The organism is Tengunoibacter tsumagoiensis (assembly GCF_003967535.1).
Taxonomy (GTDB): domain Bacteria; phylum Chloroflexota; class Ktedonobacteria; order Ktedonobacterales; family Ktedonobacteraceae; genus Tengunoibacter; species Tengunoibacter tsumagoiensis.
The window spans coordinates 4106802-4126814 of record NZ_BIFR01000001.1 but is presented as its reverse complement, the minus strand read 5'-3'; the positions used below and the strand labels follow the sequence as shown (position 1 = coordinate 4126814).

Annotated in this window: 16 protein-coding genes; 13 read left to right on the top strand and 3 right to left on the bottom strand. The window is 48.4% G+C overall.

Annotation, left to right across the window (positions count from 1 at the left end):
• Window positions 1-116 precede the first annotated feature (116 nt).
• From EL628_RS16235 to EL628_RS16210, 6 genes are all read left to right on the top strand, one after another.
• Window positions 117-1091, top strand: coding sequence for a bifunctional riboflavin kinase/FAD synthetase (locus EL628_RS16235; RefSeq protein WP_126580969.1), 975 nt, complete (start codon window positions 117-119; stop codon window positions 1089-1091).
• Window positions 1088-2032 carry an FHA domain-containing protein gene (locus tag EL628_RS16230; protein WP_126580968.1) on the top strand — a complete coding sequence of 315 codons (945 nt, stop codon included), beginning with the start codon at window positions 1088-1090 and terminating at the stop codon, window positions 2030-2032. Before EL628_RS16235 ends, EL628_RS16230 begins: the two co-directional genes overlap by 4 nt.
• A 12-nt stretch (window positions 2033-2044) precedes the next feature.
• Window positions 2045-2491, top strand: a complete 447-nt coding sequence (locus EL628_RS16225; protein WP_126580967.1) for an FHA domain-containing protein — start codon at window positions 2045-2047, stop codon at window positions 2489-2491.
• Window positions 2492-2588: 97 nt separating this feature from the next.
• Window positions 2589-3983: an FtsW/RodA/SpoVE family cell cycle protein gene (locus EL628_RS16220; protein WP_126580966.1), complete on the top strand. Its 1395-nt coding sequence runs from the start codon at window positions 2589-2591 to the stop codon at window positions 3981-3983.
• Window positions 3984-4130: 147 nt separating this feature from the next.
• A complete protein-coding gene (locus EL628_RS16215; RefSeq protein ID WP_126580965.1) occupies window positions 4131-4919 on the top strand; it encodes a hypothetical protein in 789 nt (262 codons plus the stop codon).
• On the top strand, window positions 4916-6085 hold the full coding sequence (locus EL628_RS16210) for a hypothetical protein (RefSeq protein ID WP_126580964.1): 1170 nt from the start codon (window positions 4916-4918) through the stop codon (window positions 6083-6085). The genes EL628_RS16215 and EL628_RS16210 overlap by 4 nt, the downstream gene beginning before the upstream one ends.
• Here EL628_RS16210 and EL628_RS16205 read toward each other — a convergent pair.
• The 3 genes from EL628_RS16205 to EL628_RS16195 form a co-directional block, all read right to left on the bottom strand.
• Window positions 6059-6463, bottom strand: coding sequence for a LapA family protein (locus EL628_RS16205; RefSeq protein ID WP_126580963.1), 405 nt, complete (start codon window positions 6461-6463; stop codon window positions 6059-6061). The genes EL628_RS16210 and EL628_RS16205 overlap by 27 nt on opposite strands.
• A 191-nt stretch (window positions 6464-6654) precedes the next feature.
• Window positions 6655-7503 (bottom strand): DUF2705 family protein, encoded by an 849-nt coding sequence (locus tag EL628_RS16200; RefSeq protein WP_126580962.1) that lies wholly within the window; start codon window positions 7501-7503, stop codon window positions 6655-6657.
• Window positions 7504-7508: 5 nt separating this feature from the next.
• Window positions 7509-8426, bottom strand: coding sequence for an ABC transporter ATP-binding protein (locus EL628_RS16195; RefSeq protein ID WP_126580961.1), 918 nt, complete (start codon window positions 8424-8426; stop codon window positions 7509-7511).
• A gap of 588 nt (window positions 8427-9014) precedes the next feature.
• Between EL628_RS16195 and EL628_RS16190 the strand changes: the two genes are divergently transcribed.
• The 7 genes from EL628_RS16190 to zwf all read left to right on the top strand — a co-directional run bounded on the left by EL628_RS16190 (window position 9015) and on the right by zwf (window position 19990).
• On the top strand, window positions 9015-9782 hold the full coding sequence (locus EL628_RS16190; RefSeq protein WP_126580960.1) for an ABC transporter ATP-binding protein: 768 nt from the start codon (window positions 9015-9017) through the stop codon (window positions 9780-9782).
• The gene (locus EL628_RS16185; protein WP_126580959.1) at window positions 9763-11298 is read left to right on the top strand and encodes a hypothetical protein; all 1536 of its coding nucleotides are present in this window, start codon (window positions 9763-9765) and stop codon (window positions 11296-11298) included. The genes EL628_RS16190 and EL628_RS16185 overlap by 20 nt, the downstream gene beginning before the upstream one ends.
• 90 nt (window positions 11299-11388) lie before the next feature.
• Entirely contained in the window at window positions 11389-11676 is a 288-nt protein-coding gene (locus EL628_RS16180) for a hypothetical protein (protein WP_126580958.1), read from the top strand.
• Between the two features lie 149 nt (window positions 11677-11825).
• On the top strand, window positions 11826-14612 hold the full coding sequence (gene mutS / locus EL628_RS16175) for a DNA mismatch repair protein MutS (RefSeq protein ID WP_245994120.1): 2787 nt from the start codon (window positions 11826-11828) through the stop codon (window positions 14610-14612).
• 204 nt (window positions 14613-14816) lie between these two features.
• On the top strand, window positions 14817-16832 hold the full coding sequence (gene tkt / locus EL628_RS16170) for a transketolase (protein ID WP_126580956.1): 2016 nt from the start codon (window positions 14817-14819) through the stop codon (window positions 16830-16832).
• Between the two features lie 98 nt (window positions 16833-16930).
• Window positions 16931-18073 (top strand): transaldolase, encoded by a 1143-nt coding sequence (gene tal, locus EL628_RS16165; RefSeq protein WP_126580955.1) that lies wholly within the window; start codon window positions 16931-16933, stop codon window positions 18071-18073.
• Between the two features lie 366 nt (window positions 18074-18439).
• Window positions 18440-19990, top strand: a complete 1551-nt coding sequence (zwf, locus tag EL628_RS16160) for a glucose-6-phosphate dehydrogenase (RefSeq protein WP_126580954.1) — start codon at window positions 18440-18442, stop codon at window positions 19988-19990.
• Window positions 19991-20013 lie beyond the last annotated feature (23 nt).

The window sequence follows — 20013 nt, the reverse complement described above, 5'->3', positions numbered from 1 at the left end:
ACATTAAAAATCGACATCCTGGTCTTATTGCTAGCGTGCATCGGCTGTGGTACTATTAGCGAAAGAAGACAAAGGATAACAAGGCCTCCGACACATGCAAGTGGATGGCCTGGTAGATGAATAACAACACGATGGAATATCAGACAACCCTAGCAAATAATGAGCCGATTGCCATCACGATTGGTAATTTTGATGGCATCCACCTGGGACATCAGCAATTGCTGCACAAACTGCGGCTGCAAGCACAGGAGCTGCACTGCCGTCCGGTCCTGGTGACCTTTGCTCCACATACCATTATCGTGGTGCGACCCGATATCCAGGCCCAATTTTTAACCACGCTTAACGAAAAACTGGCCCTGGCTGCTCGCTATGGTCAGGTTGCTGATCATATCGTGATTACCTTTACGCCAGAAGTAGCTGCGATGTCCGCAGAAGAATTTATGGATGCTCTGACCCAGCGCTTCTCGATTCGTGGGCTGATCGTAGGAGAAAACTTCAGCCTTGGCCATAATCGGAAAGGGGATGTCTCGTTTCTGAAACAGTATGGTCAAGATCATCATATTCAGGTCCTGGGAATCCCGTTGGAAGAAGCTGCAGAGGCGCGGATCAGTAGCACCCGCATTCGGACCCTGGTTACTGAAGGGCAGATCAGCGAGGCCAATGCTTTGCTGGGTCATCCTGTGATCGTTGATGGAGTGGTGAGCCACGGCGATAAACGTGGCAGGTTGCTTGGTTTTCCAACGGCGAATATTCTGCCTGAACCGCATAAATTGCTACCAGCTAATGGGGTTTATGCAGTCTATTGCTCATTACATGATGGCCGCGCCTGGCGTGTAGAGCATGACGTATCCACGTATCAAGGCGTGGTCAATATTGGAGTGCGTCCAACGTTTAATGGAAAAGAGAGATTAGTAGAAGCACACCTTCTCGATGTCGATCTGGATCTCTATGATCAGCATCTGAAAATAGAGTTCATTGAACGTTTACGTGGCGAACAACGCTTTTCAGGAGTCGACGCCCTGAAGGCGCAAATTGCCTCTGATATTCAGAGCGCACGTCAAATACTTGAGATCAGGAGGGTGAGCCATTGAAAGCTCGCCAAAACCCATTAACAAAATTAGAAGCGTTTATGCAGCGCATGGTTGAGGGCCCCTTTGCACGCCTGTTCCCATCTCGGCTGGAGCCAGTCGAACTGGAACGGAAGCTTGAACGGGCGATGTCCGATAATACCTTGCTGCAAAGCGAGGGCCGCCGTCTGGCGCCCAATGTTTACGACATCTTTCTTAGCATCAAAGATCATCAACAGATGGCAAATAGCCAGACGTCATTGATCCGCGATTGGCAGAACCACCTCGTTGAGGTCGCTCGCCAGCGCCATTTTACGCTGAGAACGATGCCGATTATCCGCCTGCATGCCGATAGCTCTCTCCGAATGGGAATTGTTCGCATCGAAACAGAGCTGGCTGATCGGCAGAGCGGCAACGCCGAGGGACAGATGCATACTCAGGCCCTGACTCCCGAGCAGCTGGCGCAGATTCGTGCTCAGCTTCCCGCTGGACAGAATCTCCCTGGGATTACAGGTAACTCTGCTCCCGCTCATAAACCTTCAGCGTCTCATCAGCGCACAGGGAGTACCAGCCATAGCGCTCATCAGCCCGCTCACAGTAGTGGAACAGGATACAGCAATCCGAGCGGAGAGTATGCTCAGACGGTGCCTCCTCAGTCCCAACAGATCCCATATGCTAAACTGACGATCCGGCTACCACAGGCGGGACCGCAAGTCTATCAAATTGAAAAACCTATTATTAATATCGGTCGCCAACTGAGCAATGATATTATTGTAGAAGATAAGCGCGTCTCTCGCTATCATGCACAGATCAAATATCAAGCAGACGGACAGTTTGCCATCTTTGATCTTGGTAGTACCAATGGCATTACTATCAATAATACGCCTGGCATGCGCCAGCATGTGCTTCGTAATGGGGATCGCTTCACCATTGGGAGCTATGATTTTCAATTCGATAGAAGGTAAGGTCTCCGCCTTATGCAACTACCAGTGTTTTTATTGGTCTTACGCTTACTCTTTATTGTCCTGCTCTATCTCTTTTTGATGCAGGTGGTCATTGCCATTACCCGCGATCTAAAGAAGACGGCTAAGGCTAGCCAGGATCCGGACAGTAAAGCGTCTCCTATTCTGGGACATTTGATTGTGGTCGATAGCGGCCCCAGCAGTATTCTGCCAGGAACCCGCTTCGACCTGGAGCCACAGACAAATATTGGTCGTGGCCCAACGAATGTGATTCAGATTCCAGACAATTTTATCTCGTCCGAACATAGCCGGCTCTGGTTTCGCAATGGCGTCTGGTATGTTCAGGATGCTGGCAGCGTCAATGGCACGTATGTGAATAATCAGCCTGCTCGTGATGCGCTTCCGGCCAAAGCAGGCGATATTATTCGTGTCGGCTATATTCAATTTAAATTAACGCAGTGATACCGATCTATGCAGCGCTTGGGAGCTGTTGAGATCGGTGGCGCTGATTTTTACGTATGCATTGCACTAGATTGAGAGGTAGAGAGAGATGGCACAGATGGCACAGCGCTCTGCAGGCGTATTGCGGCGCTACCGCTGGACCGAGCTATGGTTATTAATTCTCCCTTTCGTCCTATTTCTGCTGGCGATGACCCAGCTTTTATTATCGAACCTTGACCCTACGTCTTCGCTGAAGATTAATAATTTACCAATTGGTCAGGGGCTGACCCCCATTGTTGGTCTGATTGCTGCTTTGCTCGGTTTTCATGTGGTCATGAATATCTTTTTCCGCAAGGCTGATCAGTTTCTTCTGCCTCTAGTTGGTGTGCTGACGGGATTGGGCGTGATTATGTCTACCCGTTTGGGGCCCGACATCGGTATACCGGGCCTTGGTAATCGGCAGCTTACCTGGGTGTTTATTGGCCTGGTGATCTGTCTGGGAACGATGTTTGCTCTCCGCAATATCAACTGGCTTGCTCGCTATAAATATACTGCGGCCCTCTTTGGTGTGGTTATGTTTTGTACAACGCTGGTGAATACATTCAAGGTCAAAGACTTGAATAGTCCCACCCACGACCAGTTGAACATTGGCCCGTTTAATTTTCAGCCTTCTGAACTGCTCAAGATCTGTATTGTGATCTTCTTTGCGGCTTATTTAAGTGAGAATCGTGAGATTCTGGCAGAGGGCAGCTTGAAGTTTGGGCCATTTCGGCTTCCGCCTTTGAGACAGCTTGGGCCCATTCTTATGATGTTAGGAATTGGTCTGTTGTTGTTCCTGGTGGTTCGTGAACTGGGGTTGGCGCTACTAATCTATGGTATCTTCCTGTGCATGATTTATCTGGGGACCAGCAAGATCAGTTATGTCGTGACCAGTGCTCTGATGGCTGTCGTCTTTGGCTTTATTGGTTATCTACTGCTTGGGTATGTGAAGCAGCGCTTTGCAGTAGTTGGCATTGATATGGTGAACTGGAATGCCCAGAGCGATGCTTTGTACTATGAGATTGGTGGCGGCGGCCAGGTAGTGCAGGGATTAATCGCGATTGCAAGTGGAGGTATTCTGGGAGCTGGATTGGGTCTGGGACATCCTGCTGGAAAGTTTTTTGTCCCTGCGGTCCATACTGATATGGTGCTGACAGCCTTTGCTGAAGAGCTTGGTCTGGTTGGTCTGTTTGCGATTATTGGTATCTATCTCTTGATTGTCTACCGTGGGTTCCGCATTGCGATGGAGGCAAGTGATCCGTTTCAGCAGTTACTGGCTGCTGGCCTTACCTCGATCTTTGCGATTCAGACGCTGATTATCAGTGCTGGCAATTTAAAGATTATGCCTTTGACTGGCATTCCCCTCCCCTTTATGACCTATGGTGGTAGTTCGGTCTTTGCTAATTTTATTATTGTTGGTCTGCTATTGCTGATCTCACATCGAAGCAAAGTGGAGCGCGAGGGCGATTTTTAAGGCACTCATTGTTCATAAGAGAGGCAGGCGATTCGCACGCAGAGTGGCTATCCGGTGCGGCTATTGCTTGTCTCATTTCTTGTCTCATGCTATACTGCCTCTGAGATCTCCTGAACAGAGCGTTTAACAGGAACGGAATGTACGTGCATGGGTCAATATCGACAATGGCTCTATTACCGCGAAGTCGACCGGAAGCTTCGCGCTCAACTCGCTCTACTGGAAAATGAATTCAGCCAGCTTCATCAACAGATGAACTTGTTGGAGAACGATGTTTCGTTTGCGGGTAATAAGATTATTCAGGCCTTGATCAGTCAGCGTACCGATCAATTGCTAGCAGAGGTTGCAGAGGCTTCAGAGCCCCCTACCTCTCGTTCGATGGCCATGCTCTTTCCAGATACTCCCGTCCTGCCTTCTCTGATCGATCATCCTTCCACTTCTATCGAGCTAGAAATGGACCTTCCTTATCCCTTACCGGAAGAGCTTCCAATGACCTCACTGCTCTCGCCTACATTCTCTTCTGATCTTCCCATTCCTGAAGAAGATCAAAGCATTGCTGATCCATCGCTCTTCCCCGCATTCGCTGCTGATCTTGCCATTCCTGATGAAGAGCGAGGCATTGCAACGCCTTTGATCTCAACACCTGACTATGCCCATTCTGGCCCGGAGAAAGAGGAGCAATTTGAGGATCTTAGCGCCTTTGTTCATACCTATAATCTCACCGATCCTCAGATCCCTCTGCCCTGGTGGCTGCGCAACGCGGTAGCTCATGCTACTCAACCAACAGTGAAAGAGCCCATGGATTCTGTAGCGTCGCCAGCGGCAGTTCCAGTCAATCAGCAGAGCCGTCGTACCGATCGTCTGGTTGAGCGCTGGTTTGAACGCTGGGGACAACAACCAGATCTTCATCAAAGCGGACAGAAGGGGACTGAGGGATGAGTCAATCGTACGAGTCTTCTAAGGAGCGAATTGGCTTTGCAGAGGTCGCTCGCCTCTTTGCTGAATTGCCAGGTACGGATCTTCAGCAATTTGTTTCGGCCTACCATGTGTGGATGGCTCAGCAGCGTTTAGAAGATATTGCACGCGAGATCGCAGTCTTCCAGAATCGGATTGCTGAGAATGAAAAGTATTTGCAGCCTCTCCAGCCTTCTCCTGTAGCTCTGGCGGCTCTGGCTCAGTTTCAGGCTTATGGTGTCTCAGATAGCGATCTGTTGGATCGGATGCTGGAACGTGGGGATGAGTGGTTGGACCATACTCTCGCCTTGCTCGAACGTTGTGACCAGCTTGATATGATCGGTAGCGATTATACTTCCTGGTGCCATCATGCTCTCGAGGGAGCCTATGATTGGATGACTTCAATCGAGGATGAGGCTACTCCCAGGCAGCCAGTAGATCCAGTTGATGAACAGCAAGTTCAGCTTGAACATCTCTTTGCCGATGTGACAGAAGACCTGCTATTGCAAAAGTTGATGAGTGAGCCTGATAGTCTACGGGAAGAGCCACCTGCTGCTCCAGACATTCAGGATGAAGGTGAAGGTCCTGAAGACCTCTATCTGCTCAATGATGTTACGGAGGAGATTCTGTTCCAGAAACTTATGAGCGATTCAGGCAGCCTTCCCGTTGTTAGGCCAGATACAGGTTCCTCTAGAGTTGTGGATGTTGAAGAGGAGATGCTCCAGCCTGATACTGAAGAGGAGAGGGCTCCGCAGATCCTTGAAGGAGCCGATATTGAGGGGCTATTAAGTGCGTTGGAGCAAGTTTTTGCAGGCGATCCTCTTCTATCAGGCGATGACTATCTGCCTCAGCCTGTTGAAGAACTGGATGAACCTTCTGGACAGACAGCAGAGAATGAAGAAGAGGCATTGGTGGTTCGCGCCGATGAGGAGAGAGATGATCTGCCCGTTCGTATAAATGAAATGGACGACTTGCCCGTTCGTATAAATGAAATGGACGACTTTTCCGAGACGCCCCTGGTGGAAGAGCGTCCGGAAAAGCGTCGTAAGTATGTAAAAAAGAAAAAAGAGCAGAAATTACGGCGTTCCCACTTTATTCATAAAAGTTCAGGCGGCTTTCGGCGTTCAATTCGGAAAGTTCGGCATCGGTAAAGAGCTCTGGACGTTAGAAGCTGGCGTGTTTGGTTGTACTCGCAATGGCCTGGTAATAGAGCGAGGAACTGCTGCCGGCTGATTAAAAAAAGGAGTTTGAATAGAGGCCCGAGCTGATGCAATCTGTTCTTCTAATTGACCGATTCGTTTACGCAACTTTCTTATCTCTCTACGCTCGTGCCAGGCTGAGATTGCCGAAACGATATAGAGTAGCAGTGCTCCCAATAAAAAAGCTGTGACAATCCAGAGTCCAATGGGAAGATCTGGTGTGGCCCATAGTAACAAGCTTACATGAACCGGTGTGGAAAGGTTGTCAACAGCTACCACTGTCAGTACCCCGCCAAACACGAGAAGAAACAAAAGAACCAGGTAAAACATCAGCGCCCCCTCTTTTTTTAGTACATAAGGTTTTCATGAGTACATATGTACTTTTACACCAATTCTCGTCAGATTTCTTACTATACTGATCAGACAATGAAGTTACTTTTGATACGTAAAACTTGTCATTTCATATACAAAAGTTCTTCAATTCAGAGAGGAAGGCGCATACAGTTCATTGTTTCTCAGGCTTAATCGGTGAAGTTTTGCTGGAGGAAACGCCAGCTACCAATACCTGCAAACAGGACTATATAGAGAGTGATCGCAGCGAGAGCTATCCATGGAGATGAATAATGGATATGGAATATATTAGATGATGAGCCAGATCCTGTTCCGGTTGTTACACTATTCAACAGAGACTCTTCCAGACCCGTGGGAAGATACTGTCCTATTTGTGCAGCCACCCCCCCAATAAAGTTCAGGATGGTGTAAAGGAGAGATTCTATAAAGAGTAAAAAGACTAACCCTACTCCAATGGCAACCACAGATGAACGACTAAGCAAGACCAGCATAAAAGTTAATGCAACATAAGGTAAAAGACAGTAGCTGATAATGGGTAGAGTGAGCACTATCTGTAGCAGATTGATCTTCTCGATAGAAATCGTACCATAAACAATATAGGTTAGAGCCCCCGTTACAACTCCGCCTACAACAAAGGCAATGAGTACCATAAGGACAGCCGTGAAGATGCTTATGACAAACTTCGCACCCAATAAAGTACTTCTTGGCACACCGCGACTCAGCCACAAATGAAAGGTTCGCCAGGAATACTCGCGCGCAGTGAGAGATCCAAAGAGAATGACCAATAACAAGCCACCAAAGGTATGTGCTCCCGCAAATTGAATTGAGCCTACCAGACCCGCAGGCCAGGTAAAAAGGCTGGCTGTAGCCTTTAATTTTGTCGGTGCAGCAAGAGAGATGAGAAGATATTGCCCAAGATCGACTATGATAATCAGCGAGACCAGTAGTATCAGCTCAATTTTGAGAATCAAGCTCTTCTGTAGCTTATCTTTTTCCAGTAGAAGCACTTTCCAGAACATACAATTTATCTCCTCGCACTATTCTCTTGTGTTAGATTCAAAAACACACTCTCAAGATCATGGCGAACATGTCCTACCTCATGCGGAGTAAGACGTTTTTCAACCAGATATTCAATAACTTGCTCGCTTGTAAAGCCATGAATATCGATATAGTCACCATTTATCTGCACCTTACCTGCTCCATGCATGATCCCTTGCAAAGCGTCGCTGACCGACTCAGGCTGACTGGTCTTAATGCGCACAATCTCTTTGCCCGCCAGGAGCTCTTCCATTGTACCTTCAGCGATAATTTTGCCCTTGAAAATGATGACAGCTCTATCGCAGATCATCTCCATCTCGTGAAGAAGATGGCTGCTAATAAAAATGCTGATGCCCTGTGCCACCAGATTACGCAATAATAGTCGTATCTCATGCATGCCTGATGGATCCATACCATTGGTTGGCTCGTCCAGAATCAAAAGTTTGGGGTTGTCGAGTAAAGCCAATGCCAGGCCAAGGCGTTGTTTCATACCAGTTGAGTATTGCTTAACTAATCGATGGGCATCCTGCTGTAGATTTACCATCTCCAGAACCTGCTCAATGCGTTGAGGTGTAACATTGTCATACAGGCGACCGAGCAATCGAAGGTTATCTCTGGCTGATAAAGAGAGCATTAATGAGGGTGCTCCCATCAGTGTTCCAACATTTTGTAAAGCTCTATTCTGTAGCGGTTTGACTGGTTTCCCTAACACTTCAATGCTGCCAGCTGTTGGATAGATGAGACCCAGGATCATCCCAATCGTTGTCGTTTTTCCTGATCCATTAGGTCCTAGAAAACCAACGATCTCTCCCTGGTTAACATATAAAGAGATATCTTCAACTGCGTGTACAACGCCATAACTTTTCTTCAAGTGCTGCGTTTTCAGCACAACTTTTACGGTCATAAAGCCACTCCATTATTTCCTTCTAATAATATTGGAACTATGCGAGTATGGTGCAAAACATCTATAGCTTACTCAAAATAAAATCAAAGTAATAACATACCATAAAGCTGATTTTATAATTACCATATAAAAATCATAAAGTCAACTGATACAGAATGAAATCCAGACACATTATAAACATACAAGAAAATTTTAATAATTACTATATATGCATTACAGCTATAAAAAACTAATAAATGCCAGGCATATAGAGCATTTATTCTTGATAAAGATGGTGAATATTGCAAAAAAGGATGATTTTTGCAGCAGCTTTTATAAAAATATTCACTCCTTCCCACGAAATATAACGTATAATTAGATCGGATTAGAATACGCTGCTTATATGATTAAGATAGAGAAGGGAGATAAAATCTTGCCACCTATTACCCGGTATATAGTAGCGCCACTGCTCTCTTCGCATTTACTACTGATAGTAACGTAGCTATGACAATCTGCCATGTTGAGAATGAGAAATTTGATTTTTAATTTTTATTGCGTTTGAATTATTTAAAATATGTATATGCGTTACACTCTTGAAGAGGAGAGCTTATGAGCGAAAATATTCTTGAAGTGAGTCAGATTACAAAAAGATTTGGTGCATTTACAGCAGTTTCTGAGGTCTCTTTTCAGATTGAAGAGGGGACTATTCTGGGGCTTCTTGGTCCGAATGGGGCTGGCAAAACAACGCTTCTTTCAATGCTTGTTGGGATTTTTCCTCCGTCATCGGGGAAGATCATCCTTGGTGGAAAGACAATGTTGCGAATGAGTGCAGCAGAAAAATACAATTTTGGTTTTGTGCCAGACTCTCAGGATGTTATTCCGTATTTAACTGGCTGGGAGTATCTGCAATTTGTGCATAGAATTTATCAGTTGCCCGATGAAAAATGGACGACTGTGCAGGATTACCTGTCGCTTCTGCATATGGAAGAGAAAGTTCACCATTTACTTGAAACCTACTCTCATGGACAGCGAAAGAAAATTCAACTTATTAGCGCCCTTCTGCACCAGCCACCATTGCTTATCCTGGATGAGCCTTTCTCTGGACTGGATCCGGAAATGATTGCTCTCACGAAACGACTATTACGCAAGCTTTGTGAAAGAGGAGTCGGCGTCCTTTTATCAACCCATGATCTCTTACTGGCAGAAGATATGTGTGATACAGTAGTTTTACTGAATCAAGCAAAGGCTGTTGCAACAGGGTCACCGAATGATCTACGCTCCTTGTATAAAGTGACCAATTTAGAAGAGGTGTTTCTAACAGCTCTCGACATTGAAAAGCAAGAGGAGGAATTGGATCATGTTCTGGCAGATTTCTAAACTTATTCTGACGTTATGGCGGAATCGTCTGCGCCAGCTCTTTCGTCGTGCACCCTATCTCTGGTTTATTGTGTTACTGCTAGGTATGTGCTACCTGAGTGGGGCCTATCTGGCACATGATTTTTTTTATCAAGCATTATTGCCTCTCGCCTCTGGAAGATCACAAAACCTGGTGCTTAACTCCATTCTTCTGTCAGGTTTTTTTTGTTCCTTTGGAATCTCTGCATTTATACTGTTAATTGCTTTTTTGCTACTTACACCAGATGACACCGTTCTTAAGCGAATATTCTTGCCTCTTCCGATCTCTGCAACCCAGCAGCGTTGTGGGGTTGTATTACCAGGTTTCATGTTATTACTTGCTTCACAGTGTTTGCTCTGGGTACCTATATTACCGATCTTTGTACAATTGGGCCTGGCCCAACCGCTTCCATTGCTTGGAGCGACGATATTTGGATTACTCTGCTATAATGCCATGACCCTCGCCTTCCATCAAGGAATTCTCTATGTGACAACATTGCTTTTTGGTGCGGATCGCGCTGCAATACGCACAACAGCTATGGGATTGACCATGTCTGTTGGTCTGATTCTCTTAATGATCCCTCTTATTTACAGTGGTGTGGAGCTTGTACGAGGCCAGATTGGCTGGCTTATCTTCCTCCCTTCTTATTGGATGCTGCTGGTGCTTGACTCACGACCGATCATCATATTTACGGGCGTAGCACTACTCCTTTCGGTCTCGTTTATCTGCGCCCTATTGTACCTGTTCTTCATCGAACGTAGCGACAAACTTGTTCTAGGAACAAAAGGATATTGGGTACCATTACGTGGCCTGACTTTTCCACGCAACTTTTTTCTGACGAGCTGTGTGTATGAATTGAAAAGCCTTCTGCGGGATGAACAACTGGTTATCGGCCTCTTTATGATTATAGGGATCTGGCTTGCTGCTATCGGTGCAAACTCCTGGATTGGGAAAAGCAATGTATTGCTGAATTTTGCCCTTCTTCAAGTGGCCGGATATCTTATCACAATGATGCTTTGTGCTGCTGCTCAATTATCCTGGGGGCGAGATCGCCGCGCCTATCAGGTTCTCGCAAGCGTACCTTTGCAGCGACGCCGGTTTCTCGATGGCAAGCTTAGCACCACTTTTCTTGTAAGTGCAGGTTGTTGGCTCTTGCTGATGGGATTACTGGTATGGATTACCAATACATCGGGCTTGCTGCTGGAACTCTTGCCTCTCCTTCTGGTCGGTAATCTCTTTAGTTTTTGTCTGGGTATTGCGCTTCCTTACTCACCGGATGATCCGCTCTCAATGCTTCCAGCACTGTTCATCGTGACAGTGTTATCTCTTCCCGCCTATATATTTGCACAGTATATCCAGGGCATCCTGGAACAGGTGCCAGGAGGAGTCTGGGCGCACATCGGTGTGCAATATGGTGGTATCACGGTGATACTAGGAGCACTGTACATTGCTATACATATATGGAGTCAAAAAAAGTTGGAGGCGTCGCACGATTGATGCATTTTTAAACGTTTTTTATGGATGATTTGCAATTAATTTTACTATTCATTAATAAAGACACTTAAATTCACAAAGGAGTATTGTATCATGAAAACCATCTCTACAGGGCTATTCATTGGTGCAATCATTGCACTTTTTATCCTTATCATAGGTAGTTTTGGCATTTTTATGTTTGGAGTGACCCATCCTCCACAACATATTCACTTGAGCCTCTTCTCGCAAGGGTTCTTTGATTTCACCAGTACATCGGCGACGAAGTTTGAAATGGCGGTGAATCCACAAGGAATCTTGAGCCTGGTTATCTTCATAATGGTGCTAGTAGCCATTCTATTCGGGATTTTGAAGCGACTATTCCATTCCACACCTGCTCAATAGAACCATTGCTTGTTGGGGAAGCAGGAGCTCTTCCCCTCTGCTTTTCCCTCGATTTGACCGCCTGGTCGTTTAAGAAAACTTTCTTAAGAACAAATTGACGTCCCCTCTGATTAGGCTTATACTGAGATAGAGTATGAGGAGGGTTGCACGTGTTATTTGAAGAATTTAAGAACGAGCCACCGGTCCACAGCCCGGTGCGCACTCAGTACTTATCTATTAAACGCCAGAATCCAGATGCCATCCTGTTCTTTCGCATGGGCGACTTCTATGAAATGTTTGATGATGATGCAGAGATTGTTGCTCGCGAATTAGAGATTGCTTTAACACGTCGCGATTTTGGCCGCGGCGAGAAATCTCCGATGGCAGGTATTCCACACCATGCTGCCGATGGTTATATTGCTCGTCTGGTAAGCAAAGGGTACCGCGTCGCGATCTGTGAACAGACCAGTGATCCCGCCCTCTCGAAGGGCCTGGTTGAGCGCGAGGTCGTGCGTATTGTCACTCCGGGCACTATTATCGATCCAGCCATGCTGGCTGCCAAGCGCAATAATTTTCTGGCCTCAGTCATTGCTGGTCGCGATGCAGTGGGCATTGCCTACCTGGATATCACGACCGGCGAGTTTGCTGTGACGCAGTTTAGTACCCCCGAACCAGAACTGGCGATCCAGCAGGAGATGTCTCGCGTTGGACCTGCTGAGGTCCTGGTCGAGGCCAACTATCATCGTCACGGGCAACGGAAGAGACGGTGGTTGGCTGCTGTTTTAAGTGAGAAGCAGGTAACGAAACTTGGGAGCAACGGCAATCCGAATGCCGAAGCACCGGAGATGGAAGAAGAAGAAGAGGATGATATTGCGCCACTAGCAAAGCTTTTGGAGAGCGTGACAGGTCATGTGACACCCTACGATTCGCGCTACTTTCATGAAGATGACGCCCGGCATCGGCTGCTGCAACAATTCCAGGTTGCCTCTTTAGAGGGCTTTGGCTGCGAACGGTTGCCACTGGCCATTCGCGCGGCTGGAGCTGTGCTTGCCTATGTACAGGAGACGCAGAAAGGCCTCCTCCAGCAGCTTAATGCACTGGAGACCTATTCGACCACAGGCTTTATGACGCTGGACCCCTATACGCGCCGCAACCTTGAACTGTTTGAAACAGGGCGTCAGAGCTCAGTCAAAGGTTCCCTCCTCTGGGTGCTTGATCGAACAAGAAGCCCTATGGGTGGCCGGCTCTTGCGCCGTTGGATCGGTCAGCCCCTGCTTGAGATTGGTATTCTTGAACAGCGTCAACAGGCCATTGGAGAGCTGTTGGGGGATGGTCTCTTACAGGCCAGACTGGCAGAAGGACTGAAAAAAGCGGGTGATGTTGAGCGGCTAACCAATCGTGTGCGCCAGCGCATCGCCAATCCCCGCGATCTGGTCGCCCTGGCCAACGGGCTCCATGCCGCAGCCGAAGTTCGCACCTGCCTGCAAGATACTCCTCCCTCCTCTCTCCCTACCCTCTCTCGCTTGCTTGCTCGTCTAACCGATAACGACGATATCATCACCTTAATTGAACGGGCGATCGTCGATGAGCCACCATTGAGCATTACCGAGGGGGGAATTATTCGGCCTAATTTTAGCGCTGAGCTCGATCAACTGAAAAATGCATCGCAAAATGGCCGCCAATGGATTGCCGATATGGAGCAACGTGAGCGGAAACGCACCGGCATCTCCACATTGAAAGTTGGCTACAATAAAGCTTCAGGCTATTTTATCGAGGTAAGCAACTCAAACCTGAACCGTGTACCAACAGAGTATGTCCGCAGACAGACGCTTACCAATTGCGAGCGCTATATCACCTCTGATCTTAAAGAGTATGAGACCCTTGTTTTGAATGCGCAAGAGCGTATCAACAAGATGGAGAACGAGTTCTTTGTCCAGCTCCGGGCAGATATCGCCGCTCATGCCGCCGAACGTATTCTGGATACTGCCCATGCTCTGGCCGAGATCGACGTCTATCTGAGCCTTGCCGAAGTGGCAGCCAGACAGAATTACTGCCGTCCACAATTAAATGAGGGGGATACGATCCATATCGTTGCTGGCCGCCATCCTGTTGTAGAACAGGCCCAGACCGATGCACCCTTTATTGCGAACGACACAAATATTTCTAATTCTTCGGCCCAGATCAATATAATTACGGGGCCCAATATGGCAGGCAAATCAACGTATTTGCGACAGGTTGCCCTGATCACGTTGATGGCTCAGATTGGAAGCTATGTTCCGGCTGAGGCCGCCACAATCGGTATGGTTGATCGCATCTTTACCCGTATCGGAGCTCAAGATGATCTTGCGACGGGGCAGAGTACATTTATGGTGGAGATGGTGGAGACCGCCAATATTTTGCACCATGCAACGCCTCGCAGTCTCATCATTCTGGATGAGATTGGACGTGGTACCAGCACCTACGACGGACTGGCTATTGCTCGCGCCATCGTTGAGTATCTGCACAACAATAAACGAAGTGGTGCTCGTACGCTCTTTGCGACCCACTATCATGAGCTGGTCGAAGTCGCACAGCTCCTGCCACGCATTCGCTGTCTGAATGTTGCAGTAACTGAAGAGCATGGACATGTTGTTTTCCTGCGTAAGATCGTTCCTGGTGGAGCGGATCGCAGCTATGGTATCCATGTTGCACAGCTTGCGGGTATTCCACGTCCTGTGATTCATCGCGCCGAAGAGATTTTGCAGGAGCTGGAGAGCAAAGGCGACGCTAAAGTCAGGCGTAAAGCCATGCGCGACATGACGATGCCAGTAGCCTGGCAGATGACGTTGCTGGCCAATGAGAACGAGAAACATCCTTTGATTGAGGAATTGGCCGCGTTGTCAATCGATGAACTGACACCGATTGAGGCCATTAGTAAACTTTATGAGCTGCAACAAAAAGCTCGTAGAGAGATCTAGCTCTGTTCATAAAGCTTCATCTCATGAAGGCAAGCACTGGCAGGGAAGGAGAGACAGGCCCCTTTCCTGGTGATGTTTTTACAAGATTTGCCAGATGGAGAAGTTTTTGTGATGTTGTTACCACAAGGCTGTTTACCTATGTGATAGAATACTAAGCGGTTAGTGTATTGAGTACAATAATCACTTAGGAAAACTGGAGGATCAATGACTACTCAACAGCATACTCCCGTCGATCATAAGACGCTCGAGCAACTTTGTATTAATACAATTCGCACTCTGGCCATGGATGGCGTTCAAAAAGCCAATTCCGGCCATCCTGGTACAGCCATGGCGCTGGCTCCTCTTACATATTTACTCTGGACGCGCCATATGCGCCACAATCCCCATAACCCTCAGTGGTTGAACCGAGACCGCTTTATCCTCTCTCCTGGTCACGCTTCAATGCTGATCTACAGTATGCTCTATCTGACTGGCTATGACCTCTCACTAGACGATCTGAAGAACTTCCGTCAGTGGGGAAGTAAAACGCCTGGTCATCCAGAATATCATCATACCGCAGGTATTGAGACCACAACCGGGCCACTGGGACAGGGTGTGGGCAATGGCGTTGGAATGGCGATTGCACAGCGCTATCAAGCGGCTCGCTTTAATCAGCCTGATCAGACCATTCTTGACCACTACATCTATGCTATCGTCAGTGATGGTGATCTCATGGAAGGCGTTGCTTCCGAAGCTGCATCCATGGCCGGAACACTGAAACTTGGCAAACTGATCTATTTCTACGATGACAACCACATCACTATTGAAGGTGATACTGCAATTGCCTTCCGAGAGAATGTTGGTCAGCGTTTTGAGAGCTATGGCTGGCATGTCCAGCATATCTCAGATATCAATGATCTTGAGAAACTCAATCAGACTATTCTGAACGCGCAGGCCGAGACTGAGCGCCCTTCATTAGTGGTCATGCGCACCCACATCGGCTATGGTAGCCCCAATAAGCAGGATACGGCTGGTGCCCATGGGAGCCCACTGGGTGAAAAAGAGGTCTTGCTGACCAAGCAGAATCTTGGTTGGGTGAGCGAAGAGCCATTTTATGTTCCGCAGGAAGCCTTGAACTACTTCCGTCAGAGCGTAGAGCGTGGTGCCGAGCAGGAGCAGGCCTGGCAGAAAGAGTACGATGCCTATGCCGCCGCCTATCCTGAACTGGCCGCTCAGTGGCAGCGAGAGCTAAAGGGCGAACTGCCCGCCGATTGGGAAGAGCATATCCCAACCTTCTCACCAAGTGAGACGATGGGAAGCCGCATTGCTTCTGAGAAAACTCTGAATGCGATTGCGCCCTACCTGCCCAATCTGCTTGGTGGATCAGCCGATCTGGCCCCTTCAACCAATACCTACATGAAGGGTCGCGGCGACTTTGGCCCCGAAGAGTCGGGCAGCAATCTGCACTTTGGCATCCGCGAACATGCCATGGGCAGTCTTCTCAATGGTATGGCCCTCTATGGTGGTCTGATTCCTTTCGGTGCGACCTTCCTGATCTTCTCGGATTATATGCGCCCACCGATCCGCCTGGCCTCACTGATGAACCTGCATACGATCTATGTCTTCACCCATGATAGCATTGGCGTTGGTGAGGATGGTCCAACCCATCAGCCAATCGAACAGCTTGCAATTCTGCGCGCGATTCCTGGAGTAACCTTGATCCGTCCTGGTGATGCCAATGAGAGCGCAGAAGCCTGGCGCGTCGCCATCAAACACCATGGTCCTGTTGTGCTGGTCTTCTCACGTCAGAACCTGCCGACATTTGATCGGAGCCAGGTTGCCAGCGCCAGCAATGTTGCCAGGGGTGGGTACGTCTTGCTGGATACTGCAGAGCATCCTCAACTGATTCTGATTGCAACTGGTTCTGAGCTCTCTCTTGCTGTGAGCGCTGCTAAACAGTTGCAGGAAGAGGGGATTGCGACTCGCGTGGTCAGTCTGCCAAGTTGGGAGCTTTTTGATGCTCAGAGCGCTGAGTACAAAGAGTCCGTTCTTCCTGCCAGCATCACCGCCCGCATTGCCATCGAAGCTGGTATCCCATTGGGCTGGGAGCGCTACATTGGCGCGAAAGGCGACACCGTCACCCTGGATCACTTTGGCGCATCTGCTCCTGCCAAGACCCTGTTCGAGAAGTTTGGCTTCACCGTCGAGAATGTCATTGAGAAAGCAAAACGTCTCGTTTAAGTGACATACTAGTAGTATCAAAACGTCAAAGATAGATTTTGATGAAACGGTGCGATCTCCTGGTACAATCGATCGCACCACTCAAAGGAGATGTACAAATGTCTACTCCATTGCAAGAACTAGACAAATTGGGACAGAGCGTCTGGTATGACAATATTGACCGCGCTCAACTAGCTTCTGGTAAATTTGCAGCTATGTTGAAAGATGGTGTCCTTGGCGTAACCGCTAACCCCACCATTTTTGAAAAATCCATCGCTGCTGGCCACGCTTATGACGAACAGATCTCTCAGCTGATCAACGAAGGCAAGGACACGAACGCTATCTATGATGCAGTGATTATTCAGGATATTCGCTCAGTAGCTGATCTGCTGCGCCCGATCTACGATCGCACCCATGGGAAAGATGGATATGTCAGCCTCGAGGTCTCTCCAGAACTGGCCAATGATACCCAGGGCACGATCGATGAGGCCAAACGTTTCTGGCAGCTCGTCAATCGTCCGAACCTGATGATCAAGATCCCAGCAACTCCTGCCTGCATCGAGGCCATCTATCAGGTACTGCGCGCTGGCATCAACGTGAACGTAACGCTGATCTTCTCAATCGAGAGCTATCGCGACGTGGCCGATGCCTATATTCGCGCCCTTGAAGAGCGCAATAGTAATGGCGAAGACATCAGCAGTATTGCCTCAGTAGCCAGCTTCTTTGTCAGCCGTGTTGATACCCTGGTCGACAAACTGCTGGAGGATAAGATCAAAGCGAGCAGCGATAGTGCAGAGCAGCAGAAGCTGAAGGCTCTTGAGGGCAAGGCAGCCATTGCCAATGCTCGCCTGGTCTATCAAGACTTCAAGAAGATCTTTGGCTCCCCTCGCTTCGAGACACTGAAGCATGCCGGTGCCCATGTCCAGCGTCCTCTCTGGGCCAGCACCAGCACCAAAAATCCAGCGTATCGCGACGTTCTGTACGCAGAAGAGCTGGTTGGACCTGATACCGTTGATACGATGCCTCAGGAGACGATCGTCAATTTCCTGGATCATGGCGTTGCTCGCTTCAGCATTGAAGATGACATCGCAGGAGCCAGACAGGCGTTAGCCGACCTTGAGAGCATTGGCATCCACTATGCTCAGGTTACCCAGCAGCTTCAAGATGAAGGCGTTCAGAAGTTTGCTGACTCCTTCCATCAGCTTTTTGCCGGTATCGAGAGCAAGAAAAAAGCGATCGAAGAAGGCAAGGTTGCTCGTTAAGCTGATGCTGTGAACCTGGTCACAGATTTCCAGACAGATTTCCAGAAGGTAGATCACGCTCCTGCTGAGTTGTCAGCATTTTCTGATTGGCGACCTGCCAGCGGATGCAGGAGCGTGAGTCATCCCCCAGCCTTTGATGAGATCAGAGAGTATGGATGGAAAAGACAAACTAGCAGAGTCCACTGAAAGGTGATAAGATGGTACGGAATACAGAGCCGCATCGAACGCTTTCGCTCGCGGCAGGAGGAGCCTATCACTGTTAAAGTGATGGCTGCACTGTGCAAAGAGTTCGGTGGACATGCAGTTAAATCAAGCGAGAAATAGTTTCTTCTACACACGTTGTTACCATATATTAGGAGATTTCGCATGCCTCAGCGTAGCGTCGTAGAGGCGCAGAACCCTTTTCGTGAGGGGTTACGCATTAAAGAGAGCTTAGAGCCTTGCGTCATGGTCATTTTCGGTGCTACCGGTGACCTTACGCACCGCAAGTTGCTGCCAGCACTATATAACTTAGCGTTGGAGCATCCATTGCCAGCCGGGTTCTCTGTTGTTGCTTTTGCACGACGGCCTTATACCGATGAGACTTTCCGCCAGCAAGCACTTGACTCTATTAATCAATACTCACGCCAAAAACCAGTGAATCCCCAGGTCTGGGAGAGCTTTGCTGCCGGTCTGCATTACCTGCAATCAGATTTTCATAATCCAACTGGATATGAACAGCTCAATGAACTGCTAAACAAGTTGGATCAAGAGCGTGGCACGAGTGGAAATCGCATTTTCTATCTCTCGACACCACCAAGTCAGTATCCTGAAATTATCCAGAATCTGGGGGCTGCAGGACTCAATCGCAACCGTAAAGGGTGGACACGTATTATTATTGAGAAACCCTTTGGTCATGATGTCGCCTCTGCTCATGAATTGAACCGCCAGGTAGGAAAAGTTTTCAAGGAAGAGCAGATCTATCGTATCGATCACTATCTAGGGAAAGAGACGGTTCAGAATATTCTGGTCTTCCGTCTGGCCAATGGTATTTTTGAGCCAGTCTGGAATCGCCGTTATATCGACCATGTGCAGATTACAGTTGCCGAGAACCTGGGCCTGGAGGGCCGCGGTGGGTATTACGAGGAATCGGGTGCCATTCGCGATATGATCCAGAACCATATGCTCCAACTGATGACGCTGGTCGCGATGGAGCCGCCCATTGCCTTTGACGCCAATTCTGTTCGCGACGAAAAAGTAAAGGTGCTTCATGCACTTCAGCCTTTAACAGGCCGCGACGTCTTAACGAATACGATTCGTGCTCAATATGGTCCAGGCTGGGTTGGTGGACGCGAGGTCCCCGGATATCTCCAGGAGAATGGGGTCTCACCAACGTCTATGACCGAAACGTATGTTGCAATCAAGACGTTCATTGACAACTGGCGCTGGGCTGGCGTACCATTCTACTTACGGACAGGCAAACATTTGCCAAAACGTGTTTCGGAAGTGGCTATTCAGTTCAAGCAAGCACCGCTGATGATCTTTAAGAATAGCGATGCTCAAGGCCAGGTGGAACCGAACGTTCTTACTCTGCGTATACAACCTGATGAAGGTATTTCGCTAAAGTTTGGTGCAAAGGTTCCCGGAACCGATATGCAGATTCGTGCAGTTAACATGGACTTCTTCTATGGCTCCTCTTTTGTGCGCGAGCAACCGGAAGCGTATGAACGCCTCTTGCTCGACTGCATGCATGGGGATTCGACTTTGTTTACGCGTCGTGACGAGGTTGAAGCAGCCTGGGTGTTTGTACAGGGTATTCTAGATGAGTGGAAGAGCGCGCCGCGCGAAACCATGCATACCTATGAGTCTGGTACCTGGGGACCGCAAGCAGCAGATGAGTTCATCTGGCGCGAGGGTCGCCGGTGGCGACGCCCTTAGCCCGCAGAAGACCCTTTGCCGTG

Bases quoted from the DNA above. Each gene is read 5' to 3' on its own strand.
- EL628_RS16205 (WP_126580963.1), bottom strand. From the start codon at position 6,463: ATGTTTTACCTGGTTCTTTTGTTTCTTCTCGTGTTTGGCGGGGTACTG.
- EL628_RS16190 (WP_126580960.1), top strand. From the start codon at position 9,015: ATGAGCGAAAATATTCTTGAAGTGAGTCAGATTACAAAAAGATTTGGT.
- EL628_RS16215 (WP_126580965.1), top strand. From the start codon at position 4,131: ATGGGTCAATATCGACAATGGCTCTATTACCGCGAAGTCGACCGGAAG.
- EL628_RS16185 (WP_126580959.1), top strand. From the start codon at position 9,763: ATGTTCTGGCAGATTTCTAAACTTATTCTGACGTTATGGCGGAATCGT.
- EL628_RS16220 (WP_126580966.1), top strand. From the start codon at position 2,589: ATGGCACAGCGCTCTGCAGGCGTATTGCGGCGCTACCGCTGGACCGAG.
- EL628_RS16180 (WP_126580958.1), top strand. From the start codon at position 11,389: ATGAAAACCATCTCTACAGGGCTATTCATTGGTGCAATCATTGCACTT.
- zwf (WP_126580954.1), top strand. From the start codon at position 18,440: ATGCCTCAGCGTAGCGTCGTAGAGGCGCAGAACCCTTTTCGTGAGGGG.
- tkt (WP_126580956.1), top strand. From the start codon at position 14,817: ATGACTACTCAACAGCATACTCCCGTCGATCATAAGACGCTCGAGCAA.
- EL628_RS16200 (WP_126580962.1), bottom strand. From the start codon at position 7,503: ATGTTCTGGAAAGTGCTTCTACTGGAAAAAGATAAGCTACAGAAGAGC.
- EL628_RS16210 (WP_126580964.1), top strand. From the start codon at position 4,916: ATGAGTCAATCGTACGAGTCTTCTAAGGAGCGAATTGGCTTTGCAGAG.
- tal (WP_126580955.1), top strand. From the start codon at position 16,931: ATGTCTACTCCATTGCAAGAACTAGACAAATTGGGACAGAGCGTCTGG.
- EL628_RS16225 (WP_126580967.1), top strand. From the start codon at position 2,045: ATGCAACTACCAGTGTTTTTATTGGTCTTACGCTTACTCTTTATTGTC.
- EL628_RS16235 (WP_126580969.1), top strand. From the start codon at position 117: ATGAATAACAACACGATGGAATATCAGACAACCCTAGCAAATAATGAG.
- EL628_RS16195 (WP_126580961.1), bottom strand. From the start codon at position 8,426: ATGACCGTAAAAGTTGTGCTGAAAACGCAGCACTTGAAGAAAAGTTAT.